This window comes from Clostridium estertheticum (assembly GCF_026650985.1).
Lineage (GTDB): Bacteria > Bacillota > Clostridia > Clostridiales > Clostridiaceae > Clostridium_AD > Clostridium_AD estertheticum_C.
Map to the genome: position 1 here is coordinate 1,224,378 of NZ_CP086239.1, position 14,773 is coordinate 1,239,150.

Sequence of the window (14,773 nt, forward strand, 5' to 3'; positions counted from 1 at the left end):
TCTCAAGAATATGAATTAAATTTTAATAAGTAATTTATACTTCCTACCCATAAAAACTATAAGAGTTTATAATAAATTCTTATAGTTTTTTAATTGTTCTAAAAAACATCTAAATTACATTATTAAAACAATATATGAATTAATTGTATACTTTTTAGCCCTATAATCGTTTTAGTAATAGAGGGGATTCTGAAATGGTTATTTCAACATATATTTTGCTTTAGGTTAGGGGGATAAAATGAAAAACGAATTAATAAGCAAAATATTTATGGATAAGATGAATATTATACATTGTTATTTAATAAAGCTAGGTTGCAATCAGGAGGATGCAGAGGATATAACACAAGATACTTTTTATAAGGCATTAAAATATATTGATGGAATAGATGTTTCCCAAATATCAGCATGGCTTTTTAGAGTTGCAATTAATAGATATTATGATCTATGTAGAACAAAAAAAAGACATGTACAGGTAATTATAGATGAAGAAATATTTAAATCTGATAACAATTTATGCGAAGATTATATTATAGATCTAGAGAGAAAAGGGGATGTGCTAAAAATACTTAATTCATTAAATAATATTCAAAAAAATTTATTAATTCTAAAATATAATATGGACTTATCCTATAAAGAAATATCTAATGTCTTAGATATAAATGAAAGTACAGTGAAAACATATTTATTTAGAGCAAGAGAGCAATTTAAAAATAAGTGGGGTGTTATGTATAATGAATGATGAAGAAAAATTAAAAGAATTGTTTGAAGATAAAGGTCCGTCTAATTTTGATAAGGTTATAAAAAAGGCAAAACTTTTCTCTATCATAAGAGGGATTATAACAAGCATATTAGTATTCACAGTAGTGAGTTTCGTCGGTTTAGTCTTTAATGCTACAACTTTAAACAAATTAGGAAATGAAAAAAAGGCTGAACTAGAGAATTATTACAGAATAGCTCACCCTAATTCATATATTGGAAGTGACCAAATGGATGATGGATTATTGACTGGTGAGCTTGATTATGTTACTTATAGATTTTTAGGGAACAAACCTATTGTTGATGGTAACAACAAAGAATCTTATACTTATCTACCGTTAATAAATGGTCTTTATGGTGATATTAGTGGACTGTTGTATGAAGCTAATGGTGACTCAGAACAATCTAAAAGATATAACAAGGTTGGCAAAAATGTAATGCAATTTTACCATCCTAATGTAAAATATACTAAATATAGGGATGATTTATCAATTCTTAATAAAATTGGAGAAGATAAAGTTATGGAAATTTCGTTATCTTTTGATAAATCTTATAGTATTTCTGAGGTGAAAAGTATGATACCACAAAACATAACATTGAATTGGTATTGGGTGGATACGTATACGAAAAATGAAGTTACTGAATTGAGTTCTCATATTGAAAAAATAGGAAATGAAGAGGAGATACCAGTAAATAAAAGAGAAAAACACATAAGTCCTAATATTATACTATATGAGGATGAAGTATATGGTATTAAAGCAATAGATGAAGCAGGGAAAAATAAAGAAACACCCGAAAAAGATTTTATTGATACAATTTCTTATGGAAAAACAAATAAAGGAAAAAATCAACAACTGTATGAAACGTTATTTAGTAAGTTAAGTAAAGATAAAGTGAAAATTACGAAAGATAATATAAAAATTTTAGGAGTGGTAATTACAGGTGATAAGGATTCTTTAAAACTTCTTAAAAACAAATCTTTTATTAAGGCTTCCAGCCTTGGAGCAGTGGGGGATAAATACTAATTATCGATATCAACTGCTTGTATAATTTATAATTGAGAGGAGTTAAAAAATGAAAACATTTTTAATATTTGACTTTAAAAGAGCATTTTTTTCTAAGAAAACTTTAATCGCAAGTCTAATAGTTTTAGCATTACTATTAATACCGTGTTTTAGTGAATTTAAATTTCAAAATCCTAGAGTAGACGGCATTAATTATTTTATAAGAATTGGTGGGTTTAGTTATCTTCCTTTTATAGCTCCATTACTTGCTAGTTTTCCATTTTCTAATTCTTATATTATAGATAAGAAAAAGGATATTTTTAGCAAACTTTTTACAATAATAGAACCAAAAGTGTATTTCACTAGTCGGTTGATAGTAAATGCCTTAGTTAGTGGGTTTGTATTTTTAATAACTAAAACTATATTACTTATATTTTTAATCAGTGCTTATGGCATTAACAATATTCATACAGATGTAACAGGGGCATTTAGTCCTATTTATAATAAGTCTAAAATTGCTTATATTATTATTTCACTCCTTATAACTTTTGTTAGTGCAGCTTCATTTTCAACATTTATTTTAGGAATATCGACGTTAACAAAAAGTAAATTTTTGCTTATATTATTACCTTTGTTTTATGTTGTAGTTACAGCGGTTATATTACCAAACACTGGTTTAGTTGAGCAGTTAAATGTTATGACATTATTTCAAATTGATATATACAGTAAAATTACAGGCATAGGAATTATATTGTATGACTTAATATTATTTTCAATAGGGGGTTTTTTATTTTATTGCTTTGGGTATAAAAAAATGAATAAGGTTATATAAAAAACATTTATTATTTACATTCTTGGTTAACTTAACAAAAAATATCTTGTCAAAATACTTGACAAGATATTTTTTGTTAAGTATAATTGTAAATATAAGGATATACAGGAGGCGTTAATTATGAAAATTACAACTGGGCAAGCTGCTCGAGGTGAAAACTTTTTTAAAAGGCCTATTTTAATAAATAAATTATGGAGAAAAATTGATTCAGATAGCAGCATTATAATTTCAGCTCCAAGAAGAGTAGGAAAGACATCTTTAATGAGGTATATAGAAGATAACCCAAGGGAGAAGTACTATGTAGTTTATGTAATTACGGAGTCAGTGTATAACGAGAATAAGTATTATAAGGAAATTGTAAAGGCCATTTTAAATTGTGATTCAATAAGAAAAAGAGATAAGGTAATAAATTCAATAAAAGACATAGCAAAAAACATTTTTAAAAGCATAGATGAGCTTGGAATAGACTCCGTTAAATTTAGCAAAAATATTGAATATAATTATTATGATAAATTTATAGAAATCATGAGAACTATTGATTTAGAAGGGCACAAATTGATTATAATGATAGATGAATTTGCTCAAACAATAGAAAACATTCAACAAAAAGAAGGCACCGCATATGCAGTTCACCTACTTCAGAGCAATAGAGTTTTAAGACAAAATAGTGATATAAATAATAAATTTCAATTTATATATACAGGTTCCATAAGCCTCGAGGGTATTGCAAGACGAATGGATTCTTCAAAGTTTATAAATGACCTAGACATAGTGAAAGTCACTCCATTAAGTGAATTAGAAGGCAAAAATCTTATAAATGAGTTACTTAAAGGACTGGATTTTACTATGGACGATGGTACTATAAATCATATGCTTAATGAGATTAAGTGGTTAATTCCTTTTTATATTCAACTTGCTATGGATAAAATCCAGGATATCTACGATGAAGATAATTTATGCGTCATACATAATAAATCAGTAGATATTGCAATTAAACGTATGGTAGAAGAAAACAATAAATTTAGTAGTTGGCATGAGAGGCTTGTGGTGTACAAAAATAATGATTATAAGTTCATTATGGAAACATTAGATCTAATATCTATATCAGAGGCTAAAAAGATAACTTATAATGAAACACACAATTTAGCTGTAAAATATAATCTTTGTGAAACATATAAAGATCTATTAAATACTCTTATAGATGATGGATATATAAATAATGATGATGAAGGAAAATTTTATACTTTTACTTCTCCAATATTGAGAATGTGGTGGTGTAAAAAGAATGCAAACTAGTAGTGTAAGTTTTTATAACCCCAATAATTTAACAGAGAAAGACCTAATTGATAGTTTTGTAATAAGAACAAATGAATTTCAAAAAATAATAAATGATATAAAAAGTTCAGATATGAAATATCCAGAGCAGCATTATATGATAGAGGCTCAAAGTGGATATGGTAAAACAACTTTACTTAAAAGGATATACTTTGAAATTAAAAAGGATACAGAATTAAAAAAAAGGCTTATTCCTGTTATATTACCAGAGGAACAATATAATATACGTAGATTATTTAAGCTTTGGGAGGTCGTAGCACAAAATCTTGAACTAGAAAGTTATGAATTTATAGGCCTTTATGAGCAAATGGATAAACATGCAAAGGAAGATGATTATGACGATATCTGTTTTAAAATAATCGAACAAAGACTTAAAGAAAAAAATAAAAAGTTAATACTTCTAATAGATAATACTGAAGGTATTTTGAAGAAATTTAAACTTATTGAGCAACAAAAACTTAGAGAAATTTTATTAACTTCTTCTGAAATTCGTTTTATAGGTGCATCCTCAGATGTTTTAGAATTCACCTTTGATTATGAAAAACCTTTTTATGACTTCTTTAAGTTAATAAAATTAAAAGAATTAACTACAGAAGAAACTAATGAATATTTTGAAAAATTAGGAGAAATATTTAATAAGAAAGATATGAAGGAACTAATCAAAAGTAATAAAGGTAAAATAGAAGCCATAAGGCGGTTAACTGGTGGGGTGCCTAGAATAATGTCATTACTTTTAAGTAGTACACGTTGCGATAGGGGCCTCGTCTTTATAGATATAGATACATTATCGGATAGAGTAACACCTATTTATAAACACGTAATGGATAATTTATCTCCAGTGCAGCAAGAAATTGTTGATGTTATAGCGTTAAGCTGGGAAGCCATAACTACAAAAGAAATTGCAGACAAAATAAGAATGCAAAGCAAAGAAGTGTCAGCTCAGCTAAATCAATTAGAAAAGAATGGTGTAATAAATAAAATACCTATGAACAAGAAAAATTATATGTATCAAATTAAGGATCGATTCTTTAACATATGGTATCTAATAAGATTTGGAGGAGAAAAAGAAAAACAGCAGGTGTTATGGCTTGTAGATTTTTTAGAAAGCTGGTGTAGTAGAGAACTTTTAATTAATAAAAGTGAAAACAAAGAACAAAATTTAAATTATGTTAAAAAAGACTTAGATAGAGATTGTAACGATTTTAGCAGTATCTATGAATTATCAAAAACCTTGCTTTTGAAGGATAAAATAGAAGAATCCATTAAAAAGGCTTCTTTGTTTTTACAAGTAGCTAATAATACAGATAAATATAATAGATTTATTAATGAGTATTTTATATTACTAATGGCTAAAAAACAGTATAACTCATTATTAAATGTATTTAATGAAAAGGAATTTATGCTAAAGGATAAATTTAAGCCTACTTATTATGTTTTAATGTATTTTATAAAAAATCAAAATGAAAAATTTAATATTGAGTATAAAAAAGTTGGGGAGGAATTAAAAGAAACTGTTGAAGAAATTATTGAAGAAGTTAAGAATAATGAAAAATAAAAATTAAATAAGGAGAGTAAGTATGGAAAAGAAAACCGCATTGGTAGTTGGGGCTACAGGACTTGTTGGGGGCAATTTAGTTAATATGTTATTAGAAGCCCCTGAGTATGAAAAGATAATAGTTTGGGTTAGAAAATCTACGGGAATAAATAATAAAAAGCTTGAAGAGAAAATAATCAATTTTGAATTGCTAGACACTTATAAGCTTGAAGACACGGTTAATCATATATTTTGTTGCCTTGGAACAACTATAAAAAAGGCTAAGAGTAAGGAAGCTTTTAAAAAAGTTGATTTGGAATATATAGTTTCTTTAGCAATGAAAGCGAAGGAAAATGATGTATCACAATTTCTTGTAATTTCAGCAATGGGATCTGATGTAAAGTCCGCTGTTTTCTATAACAAAGTTAAAGGTCAAATGGAAAATGAACTTAGCAACTTAGTGTTAAGAGGCCTTAAAATTTTTAGACCGTCTTTACTTTTAGGAGATAGAACAGAATTTAGATTTGGTGAAAAAGCAGCAGAAGTTGTTTCAAAATGCATACCATTTATATTTAACGGTGCTTTAAAAAAATATAAACCTGTATACGGAAATACTGTGGCAAAAGCTATGTATAAAGTTGCAATAGAAGAAAAATCAGGAATAGAAGCTTTTAATTCTGAGGTAATTCAAATAAAGGGCACAATATGAATAAAATAGTGTAGATGTATGTTATTATTAATGATGTAAATTAAAATACATAATACAAAGGGGACATGGATCATGTTAGATATAACAAAAGAATACCTACAAAAGAAGTATAAAATAAATTCAAAAACGATAGGACTCTATGATATAGCAATAAAAGATGTGCAAGGTGAGTTTGAAAAGCTTGATGAAGTAAGGGAGTTTAACCAACTTAAGGTTTTGACTGCACTTCAAGATGAGAGGATTAGCGAATCTCATTTTACGAACTCTTCTGGATACGGTTATGGTGATATAGGACGAGATTCATTAGATAAAGTATATGCAAGAATTTTCAATTGCGAGAGCGCACTAGTTAGGCCACATTTTGTTAATGGAACACACGCAATCGGGGCAGCATTGTTTGGTAATTTAAGACCTAATGATACAATGCTCTCTGTATGTGGAACGCCTTATGATACATTACATAACATAATTGGTATAACTAATAAGAAAGATATAGGATCATTAAAAGATTTTGGTGTAAAATATAAACAATTAGAATTAAATAATTCTAAGGTTGATATAGATTTAATGAAAAAAACAATGATATCGGATAAATCAATAAAGCTAGTTCACATTCAAAGATCTACTGGATATGGATGGAGAAAAGCTTTATTAATTTGTGAGATAGAAGAAATTATAAAAGCGGCAAAATCTATAAATCCAAATGTAATTTGTTTTGTAGATAATTGTTATGGAGAATTTATTGAAACTACAGAGCCTACAGATGTCGGTGCAGACTTAGTTGCGGGTTCTCTAATAAAAAATATTGGTGGCGGAATTGCACCAACAGGTGGATACATTGCAGGCAAAGAAGAATATGTAGTGCAAGCTTCATATAGGTTAACAATTCCAGGCATAGGTGGAGAATGTGGTTCTACATTTGGAGTAATGCGTTCTTTATTTCAAGGATTATTTCTAGCCCCACACGTAACTATGGAAGCATTGAAGGGTGCTATTTTCTGTGCAAGGATTATGGAACTTGCAGGGTTCGATGTTCTTCCTAAATACACCGATAAAAGAAGTGATATAATTCAAGCTATTAAATTTGGAAATAAGGAAATGCTAATTAATTTTATAAAGGGTATACAGGCAGGTTCTCCAATTGATTCATTTGCTCAGTGCGAGCCATGGGATATGCCAGGATATGAAGATAAGGTTATAATGGCAGCAGGGGCCTTTATTCAAGGGTCATCTATAGAATTATCTGCAGATGCTCCAATAAGGGAACCTTATATAGCATATTTACAGGGCGGATTAACATTTGATCATGCTAAAATTGGAATATTAATAGCTCTTTCAAAAGTTATATAAATTTGGAGTAAATATTTTTGTTAACTTAGTAGGAAACAAAAGAGACTGTAATGATTATATCATTACAGTCTCTTTTGTATACTTTAAAGGGATAATTAATACTTCCTATAAATGCCGACGAGTATACCTAAAATTGAACAGTCATCTAATATGATAGGGGACATTGATGAATTCTCAGGCTGAAGCCTTATATGTCCTTTTTCCCTAAAAAATCTTTTAATAGTTGCCTCATTATCAATAAGTGCTACAACTATATCGCCATTTTTAGCTGAATTAACTTTCTCGATTATAGCAAGATCACCATCTAATATTCCGGCTTCAATCATGCTACTACCAGAAACTTTAAGCATAAATAACTCATTATTAGTTTTTGTAAAATTTAAAGGTATAGTAAATGTATCTTCAACATTCTCAACCGCAAGGATTGGTACCCCAGCTGTAATTTTCCCTATAATAGGTATATCTATAAGTTCTTTTCTTATAACAGCATCCTTTAATAATTCTATTGCACGAGGTTTAGCAGGGTCCCTACGTATATATCCTTTTTTTTCTAATCTTTCTAAATGACCATGAACAGTTGAGGTGGATTTCAATCCTACAGCTACACATATTTCTCTTACTGAGGGTGGATATCCTTTTAATTGAACTTGATCTTTTATAAAGTTATATATTTCACTCTGTTTATCTTTTTTTGGAGTTAACATGTAAACACCTCTCATTCATGGTAGAATTATACCATATAAGTTCAAAAACATCAAACAAATGTTCTATTGCAGGGTATAAGTATAAAAAATTATAAGTATTTGATTAATGATACCTTATTTGTTATAATAGTCTATTATAATAGTATTAGAAATAAATGTAGTGGGGTGTTGTATGTCTAAAAACTGTATATTTAATAATAAGAAAATTTGTAATGACTGCGGTGATTGTGAAGTCTGCGAATTAAATTCAAATAAAAAATGCGATAATTGCGGAAAATGTTTAGAACTTGAAGGTTTTGATGTTAAAGCTATAAAAATTGATGAAGTCTTTGAGGATGCGGGCACTGGAAAGTTAGATGATGATATTTACAACGTGGATAAAATTGATGAATCTGCTTTAGAAGAGACCATAGAAAATAAAGATGAAGAAACATCTAAAGATGATGAAGCATCAAAAATTGAAGCTTACGAAGCGTTTTTAGCTGAGGAAAAGCAAGAGAAGCTAAATAAAGATAAATACATACCTGAAAATAATGAAGTTTGGGAATTTATAGATGATATAGATGGGGCAAAGGAACTACTTGAGGATGAGGAAGATAACTCAGAATTTCTTCAAGAGGAATTTCCAGGGCTTATAAGACTAAAGAAGGTATAAGAAGTATAAAGTAAGAGGGCACAGGAGTATATATTATCACGGATGTGATAATATATACTCCTTTTTATTGCTCATCAGAGAGGGGATTCGACTTAACAGCATTTCTTAGTTTTTCATCGTCAGCATGAGTATATATCTGAGTGGTAGAAATATTTTCATGTCCTAATATGTCTTGTAAACTTCTAATATCTACGTTTCCATACTTATACATAAGGGTGGCTGAAGTATGTCTTAATTTATGAGGAGTATATTTATTTTTATTGAGCCCAGCATCTCCTATATGCTTTTTAACAATTCTTTCTACAGTTCTTTTATTAATTCTTCCAAACTTGCCACTGATAAATAGGGCATCCTTATCCTCAACATGGATTTTATCTATGTTCATATTCCTAATAGGTAAATATTTATAGATTGCTCTAAGTGATGCTTTATTTAAATAAATTGTTCGCTCTTTATTTCCTTTTCCTATGATAGATAATGTATCTTCTTTCATATCGGATAAATTGATACTGCAAAGTTCTGACAATCTGAGACCACAGTTTAGGAATAATGTAATAATACTATGGTCTCGAATAGAATGTTTATCTCGAGAGATTGTAGCTTCGAGTAGGTCCTTACTTTCATTTAAAGTTAAAAAAACCGGAATTCTTTTTCCAATTTTTGGGGACTCTAAATCTATAGTTGGATCTATAGATAACACTTTAGCCTTAGTGGTTAAATATTTAAATAGGGACTTTATGGATGCGATTTTCCTAGCCTTAGCATAATTGCCATTAGCCCTATATTTACCAAGATAAGAGATAAATGCGTATAAATCTTGTAATGTAAGAGTTTTTAATGTATCTAAGGTTAAGTCGCTAATTACAATGTCTTCAAGCTTTAGGCTTTTATCTGAAGGGACTAAACCTTTATACATTTTTAGAAACTTTAATAATAATGACAAATCGGCAGTATAAGCAACTATAGTATTAATAGAACAGCCTTTAATAGTAGATAAATAATTAAAATAATCATTTAGAAACGGTGGAAGTTCATTGTTATAAATACCATTTAGATCAGATTTCATAATAACCTCCAAAATACGTAATAATGTCGTGAAACTTACATTTCACGACATTATTATACTACAAAAGAGGGGGTAAAATCATGTTTATTTTGAAATATAATTAAATTATTTTTTTATCTATGTTTTTTACTATTCTATTAATAGTATTTTCTTTTAATTTTATAAAATTAAAAAGCTATCAGTTTTATATTCCTGATAGCTTTTTACATTTAAATTATATAATATTATACGTTTATAGCTGTTTCAACGCCAATTGCATCTTTATTAGCTTCGAGTATTGGATTTACATATTCAGCTATAAAGTCTACTACTTGACTTGGAGCTCTTCCAACAAATTTAATTGGATCAATTACAGCTATAATCTCTTCTTTTGACATCTTAAAGATTGGATCATTTATAATTCTCTCTATAAGATCATTATTTAGACCTTCTTCTTTAACACGTTTAGCTGCATCCATAGAATGAACTCTAATGTGTTCATGAAGATCTTGTCTGTCTCCGCCCTTTTTAACTGCTTCCATAAGGATATTTTCTGTAGCCATAAATGGTAGCTCGTGGTTTACATGAGAAGTAATTACCTTTTCATATACAACCATGTTCCCTGCTATATTCATATATAGATTTAAAACTCCATCAAGTGCAAGGAAAGCTTCAGCCACAGATATTCTCTTATTAGCTGAATCATCTAGTGTTCTCTCAAACCATTGTGTTGCGGCTGTTATAGCAGGATTTAATGAATCTACTATAATATACCTAGCTAAAGAACTAATTCGCTCAGAACGCATAGGATTCCTTTTGTATGCCATTGCAGAAGATCCAATTTGTTTTTTTTCAAATGGTTCCTCTACTTCTTTCATACTTTGAAGTATTCTTAAATCATTACTAAATTTATAAGCACTTTGAGCTATTTCTGAAAGTGTATTTAGTATTATAGAATCTACTTTTCTAGAATAAGTTTGACCAGTAACTGGATATGTATCAACAAATCCCATTTTATTTGCTACATATTTATCTAAGTCTTTAACCTTCTTCTCATCATTTTCAAATAAGTTCATAAAGCTAGCTTGAGTTCCGGTAGTCCCCTTTACTCCAAGTAACTTAATATTATCAATTACGAAGTCCAAATTTTCTAGATCCATTACTAAATCTTGAATCCATAGTGTTGCTCTTTTACCTACAGTAGTTAATTGTGCTGGTTGTAAATGCGTGTAACCTAAAGTAGGAATATCTTTATATTTTAATGCAAATGTTGAAGATTTACTAATTACATTAACTAATTTCTTCTTAATTAATAATAAAGCCTTTTTCATGATGATAAGGTCCGTGTTATCACCCACATAACAGCTAGTAGCTCCTAAATGGATTATTCCCTTTGCAGTTGGACATTGTACGCCGTATGCATATACATGGCTCATTACATCATGTCTTATTTCTTTTTCTTTTTCCTCAGCAACTTCATAATTTACATTATCAACATTGGCTTTAAGCTCATCAATTTGATCCTGCGTTATATTAAGTCCTAATAATTTTTCACCTTCAGCTAATGCTACCCAAAGCTTTCTCCAAGTTTTAAATTTCATATCATCTGAGAATAAAAAACTCATTTCTTTTGATGCGTATCTACTATTTAATGGTGTATTATAAGTATTTCTCATATTTTGCCTCCACACGTACGTATTAAGATATAAAACGATTATCATTCATATTATAACATACAATATTGTAAAAAGTAATGTAAATGTTCGTATATACTAGCTATAAAATCAAAATAAACTTTGAAATTATAAATTCATCTCCCCTCATATTAATAATACTCTAAAGAAGTCATTAAATAGTTCTAAAATATTATATTTCTAATATAATTTAAACAACTAGAAATAATTATAATAGTGTGGGGGTAATTATGTATAAGCTTAATAATATAGACAAACTATCATTTATATTAGTATTGGTCGGCGCATTAAACTGGGGACTTTTGGGGTTATTAAATTTTAATCTAGTTAGCGCAATCTTTGGAGCTATTCCATTTCTTGCTAGATTTATATACATCTTAGTAGGATTATCTGCTGTTAATATTATCGTGTTTATATTCAGAAGTAAAAAAGCGTAATATATTGTTAGTAGTGAAAATACTCCATAGCTATTAGAGGCCACTGAAAAAAGCACTCTTTTTTCAGTAGAGTTTTCAAATTTGAATAGAAAAAGCATGAGGAATCCATATTTTTGGATATCTCATGCTTTTTCTTTTATAATTAAGTTTTAAAAGCCCTATTTCATGCTTTTCAACTTAATTATTCTCTTTAGATTCACAGTGAAGATTGATAATGCACCTTGCATTTGCATGCTAATTAAGCCTGACGATATTGCTACATCATAGCCATGTTGGTGCTTAAGTTCACTATTTTTAGCCTCTATCATATAACGCTCCCTAGCACGTTTTTTAAAATATTCACTTTTTTCGAACTCTATTTGATCTTTGTGGGTATTTGACTTTATTGAAACTGAATAAGTTTTAGATTTAGCGCCTTCTTTATAACACCCATCTTTATGAACACAATTTTTACACTTTTCTACATTAAAATAGTAAGTTAACACTTGATTTTTACCAACATTCTTCTTTCCCTGTTTTGCTTTTTTAATAGCCATATGACCTGCCGGACATACAAATAAACCAGCATCTTTATTAAACTCAAATTCATCTTCTTTTTTTCGCATTCCTTGTGAAATTACAGGATTTAGTTTTGAAATTAATGCAATTTTATTTTCTTTTGCATATTCTAGATTTTTCTTTTCAGAATAAGCTGTATCTCCAATTACTTCATTAACATCTATACCAGCCTCACGGCTTTTTTCTATTAAGGCTATGAGCTCCTTTCCATCACTTTTTTCGCCAGTTGTAATAACAGCTGCTGTAATTAAACGTTCTTCACTCATAGCAAGGTGTGATTTATATCCAAAAAAAGAACTATCCTCAGTCTTATGCCCCACTTTTGCATCCTCATCTTTTGATAGTTTTAGGTTTTCTATGTCATCATTAAAAGCTTCGGTTAAGTAGTTTAATTTAGTTTTCACAGTTGGATTTGCTACAATTTCTGGATTCTTGTTTATGCTATCAATTAATAATTTGCAGTACTCAAGAATATCTTCAAGTACTCCATTTGTAACTTTATTCGGCAAATCTTCTTTTATCTCAGGATGTACTCCGTACAATGTTTTTCTTAAATTTTTTGCACGTTTCAATAATTCTTCTCCTGCTGATTTTTGGTTATAACGTGACTTGGTATGCGTAGCATCAACTATTATTGCTTTGCTTTTTAAAACTCCCTCTTTTATAGCAAGTTCTACAGTCTTGTTTATTAATAAATCTAATAAATTCATGTCTTTAAGGCGAAGCTTTCTAAATTTAGTTAATGTACTTGAGTTTATTAAATTTGTTTCTTCTGGGGCTAAATTCAGAAAATATTTAAATGACATATCATAAAGAGTTCTTTCAACAACATCTTCATCAGACAATTCATATATTACTTTCAAAAGCAAATATTTAAATAGCATTATAGGGTTAATAGCACCTCTACCCATAGATGAACTATAGTTAATAATCAATTCGTCATAAACAAATGAAAAGTCAACAAGGTCATTAATTTGCTTTAAAATGTTATCTTTCGGAATAATTAACGAATATAAGCTATGGTATGTATTTATTTTTATTTCCAATTGTCCTTTTAGCATAATAGTTTAGCCCCTTTTATTTTATTCTACTATACTAATTCGACATATCTTTTAAAATTCCTTTTTGTTTTTAGTCTTTTACATAAAAAAATCGCCATCTTTAATTCGATGACGATTTTTCATATAGTTTTTCAGTGGCCTCAGCTATTATGGAGTATTTTTTATTGTTTTAGTCAAATATTTATACTGTTCTCCCCTTTTTTTAAGCTTTCAACTTCAACTGAAATTTGAGTTAAATAATTGTCGTAGCCTTTTACGGTTATTTCATCTAAAAGAAATTCTTCATAGGAATATTTCTTTATATCAAAATTAGAGGTTTTTAAAAATTGAAGTATTTTATTATAGGTTTTGTCGATATTGTTATAGTCCCCTTTATGATACGCCACGCAATAGATACCCTTTGGTTTAGTAAAAGTAAAAGGAACATCATTTTTAGAATTTAACTTTGTATATAAATACGAATAATTTTTAGCTACTCCCTTTAATATATTATCCTTACTGATCATGATGCAACTAGAATATCCAGAGTTAATATGGTTTAAAGTGCAATAGTTCATATGCTCGGACAGTGTTTTAAAATATTCATTATCGCTCACATTTTCTATTGAATTGCTTAGAAGAAGATACTCCTCATCAAAAAATTCTAAATGAATTTTAGAATAATCTATCATACACGCATATTCTGTTATGGAAATTTTTGTTTCCATGAGTTTACGTATTCTTTTTAGGTTTTCTATCTCAATATCAATATCTAGCATTTTATTTTTAAATAACTTAACTAATGCATTTGGACTCCTATTGTCCAGATAAGATTTAATCTCCTTCAAAGGCATATTTATTTCTTTTAAATTAGTAATGACATCAAAAAGATCAAATTGTTGTTGAGAATAATATCTATATCCATTATCATCTCTTATTTCTGGTGAAAAAATGCCTATATCATCGTAATGGAAAAGAGTTTGTTTCTTTACATTACATAACTTTGCAAAATCTCCAGTAGTAAAATATTTATTAAACTTTTCATTCATAGATTGTTTCTCCTCTTGACTATACGGTAACTGTATACTTTATTATAATATTATTGCAATAATATTTCAAG

The 14,773-nt window shown here is 28.7% G+C and carries 14 protein-coding genes; 9 read left to right on the top strand and 5 right to left on the bottom strand.

Annotation, left to right across the window (positions count from 1 at the left end; translation table 11 throughout):
- Positions 1-238 precede the first annotated feature (238 nt).
- The 7 genes from LL038_RS06185 to LL038_RS06215 all read left to right on the top strand — a co-directional run bounded on the left by LL038_RS06185 (position 239) and on the right by LL038_RS06215 (position 7,520).
- Entirely contained in the window at positions 239-739 is a 501-nt protein-coding gene (locus LL038_RS06185; RefSeq protein WP_216126658.1) for an RNA polymerase sigma factor, read from the top strand.
- Entirely contained in the window at positions 732-1,781 is a 1,050-nt protein-coding gene (locus LL038_RS06190; RefSeq protein WP_216126661.1) for an anti sigma factor C-terminal domain-containing protein, read from the top strand. The genes LL038_RS06185 and LL038_RS06190 overlap by 8 nt, the downstream gene beginning before the upstream one ends.
- Before the next feature lie 49 nt (positions 1,782-1,830).
- The gene (locus LL038_RS06195) at positions 1,831-2,592 is read left to right on the top strand and encodes a hypothetical protein (protein ID WP_216126663.1); all 762 of its coding nucleotides are present in this window, start codon (positions 1,831-1,833) and stop codon (positions 2,590-2,592) included.
- 120 nt (positions 2,593-2,712) lie between these two features.
- Positions 2,713-3,888, top strand: coding sequence for an ATP-binding protein (locus tag LL038_RS06200; RefSeq protein WP_216126665.1), 1,176 nt, complete (start codon positions 2,713-2,715; stop codon positions 3,886-3,888).
- Positions 3,878-5,482: an ATP-binding protein gene (locus tag LL038_RS06205; RefSeq protein WP_216126666.1), complete on the top strand. Its 1,605-nt coding sequence runs from the start codon at positions 3,878-3,880 to the stop codon at positions 5,480-5,482. The genes LL038_RS06200 and LL038_RS06205 overlap by 11 nt, the downstream gene beginning before the upstream one ends.
- Positions 5,483-5,504: 22 nt before the next feature.
- Positions 5,505-6,170, top strand: coding sequence for an NAD-dependent epimerase/dehydratase family protein (locus LL038_RS06210; RefSeq protein ID WP_216126667.1), 666 nt, complete (start codon positions 5,505-5,507; stop codon positions 6,168-6,170).
- Between the two features lie 72 nt (positions 6,171-6,242).
- On the top strand, positions 6,243-7,520 hold the full coding sequence (locus LL038_RS06215) for an aminotransferase class I/II-fold pyridoxal phosphate-dependent enzyme (protein WP_216126668.1): 1,278 nt from the start codon (positions 6,243-6,245) through the stop codon (positions 7,518-7,520).
- 95 nt (positions 7,521-7,615) lie between these two features.
- On the opposite strand, the gene lexA is transcribed toward LL038_RS06215, so the two are convergent.
- Complete coding sequence (gene lexA / locus LL038_RS06220) at positions 7,616-8,224, bottom strand: transcriptional repressor LexA (protein ID WP_216126669.1); 609 nt, start codon at positions 8,222-8,224, stop codon at positions 7,616-7,618.
- Positions 8,225-8,396: 172 nt separating this feature from the next.
- Between lexA and LL038_RS06225 the strand changes: the two genes are divergently transcribed.
- Positions 8,397-8,879, top strand: coding sequence for a hypothetical protein (locus tag LL038_RS06225; RefSeq protein WP_216126670.1), 483 nt, complete (start codon positions 8,397-8,399; stop codon positions 8,877-8,879).
- A gap of 64 nt (positions 8,880-8,943) precedes the next feature.
- Here LL038_RS06225 and LL038_RS06230 read toward each other — a convergent pair whose 3' ends face one another.
- Both LL038_RS06230 and purB read right to left on the bottom strand, forming a co-directional pair.
- Positions 8,944-9,945 (bottom strand): tyrosine recombinase XerC, encoded by a 1,002-nt coding sequence (locus tag LL038_RS06230; RefSeq protein ID WP_216126671.1) that lies wholly within the window; start codon positions 9,943-9,945, stop codon positions 8,944-8,946.
- A 224-nt stretch (positions 9,946-10,169) separates the two neighbouring features.
- Positions 10,170-11,600, bottom strand: a complete 1,431-nt coding sequence (purB, locus tag LL038_RS06235; RefSeq protein ID WP_216126673.1) for an adenylosuccinate lyase — start codon at positions 11,598-11,600, stop codon at positions 10,170-10,172.
- Positions 11,601-11,848: 248 nt separating this feature from the next.
- Between purB and LL038_RS06240 the strand changes: the two genes are divergently transcribed.
- Positions 11,849-12,055 (top strand): DUF378 domain-containing protein, encoded by a 207-nt coding sequence (locus tag LL038_RS06240; RefSeq protein WP_216126675.1) that lies wholly within the window; start codon positions 11,849-11,851, stop codon positions 12,053-12,055.
- 158 nt (positions 12,056-12,213) lie between these two features.
- On the opposite strand, the gene LL038_RS06245 is transcribed toward LL038_RS06240, so the two are convergent.
- Together LL038_RS06245 and LL038_RS06250 are read right to left on the bottom strand one after the other, a co-directional pair.
- Positions 12,214-13,674, bottom strand: a complete 1,461-nt coding sequence (locus LL038_RS06245; RefSeq protein WP_216128210.1) for an IS1182 family transposase — start codon at positions 13,672-13,674, stop codon at positions 12,214-12,216.
- A 173-nt stretch (positions 13,675-13,847) separates the two neighbouring features.
- On the bottom strand, positions 13,848-14,702 hold the full coding sequence (locus LL038_RS06250; protein WP_216125980.1) for a MerR family transcriptional regulator: 855 nt from the start codon (positions 14,700-14,702) through the stop codon (positions 13,848-13,850).
- Between the last annotated feature and the right edge of the window lie 71 nt (positions 14,703-14,773).

What these genes read in the sequence shown, in the direction of transcription:
- LL038_RS06215 (WP_216126668.1), top strand. Translation starts at nt 6,243, where the DNA reads ATGTTAGATATAACAAAAGAATACCTACAAAAGAAGTATAAAATAAAT.
- LL038_RS06225 (WP_216126670.1), top strand. Translation starts at nt 8,397, where the DNA reads ATGTCTAAAAACTGTATATTTAATAATAAGAAAATTTGTAATGACTGC.
- LL038_RS06250 (WP_216125980.1), bottom strand. Translation starts at nt 14,702, where the DNA reads ATGAATGAAAAGTTTAATAAATATTTTACTACTGGAGATTTTGCAAAG.
- LL038_RS06205 (WP_216126666.1), top strand. Translation starts at nt 3,878, where the DNA reads ATGCAAACTAGTAGTGTAAGTTTTTATAACCCCAATAATTTAACAGAG.
- LL038_RS06230 (WP_216126671.1), bottom strand. Translation starts at nt 9,945, where the DNA reads ATGAAATCTGATCTAAATGGTATTTATAACAATGAACTTCCACCGTTT.
- LL038_RS06190 (WP_216126661.1), top strand. Translation starts at nt 732, where the DNA reads ATGAATGATGAAGAAAAATTAAAAGAATTGTTTGAAGATAAAGGTCCG.
- LL038_RS06200 (WP_216126665.1), top strand. Translation starts at nt 2,713, where the DNA reads ATGAAAATTACAACTGGGCAAGCTGCTCGAGGTGAAAACTTTTTTAAA.
- lexA (WP_216126669.1), bottom strand. Translation starts at nt 8,224, where the DNA reads ATGTTAACTCCAAAAAAAGATAAACAGAGTGAAATATATAACTTTATA.
- purB (WP_216126673.1), bottom strand. Translation starts at nt 11,600, where the DNA reads ATGAGAAATACTTATAATACACCATTAAATAGTAGATACGCATCAAAA.
- LL038_RS06210 (WP_216126667.1), top strand. Translation starts at nt 5,505, where the DNA reads ATGGAAAAGAAAACCGCATTGGTAGTTGGGGCTACAGGACTTGTTGGG.
- LL038_RS06185 (WP_216126658.1), top strand. Translation starts at nt 239, where the DNA reads ATGAAAAACGAATTAATAAGCAAAATATTTATGGATAAGATGAATATT.
- LL038_RS06195 (WP_216126663.1), top strand. Translation starts at nt 1,831, where the DNA reads ATGAAAACATTTTTAATATTTGACTTTAAAAGAGCATTTTTTTCTAAG.
- LL038_RS06245 (WP_216128210.1), bottom strand. Translation starts at nt 13,674, where the DNA reads ATGCTAAAAGGACAATTGGAAATAAAAATAAATACATACCATAGCTTA.
- LL038_RS06240 (WP_216126675.1), top strand. Translation starts at nt 11,849, where the DNA reads ATGTATAAGCTTAATAATATAGACAAACTATCATTTATATTAGTATTG.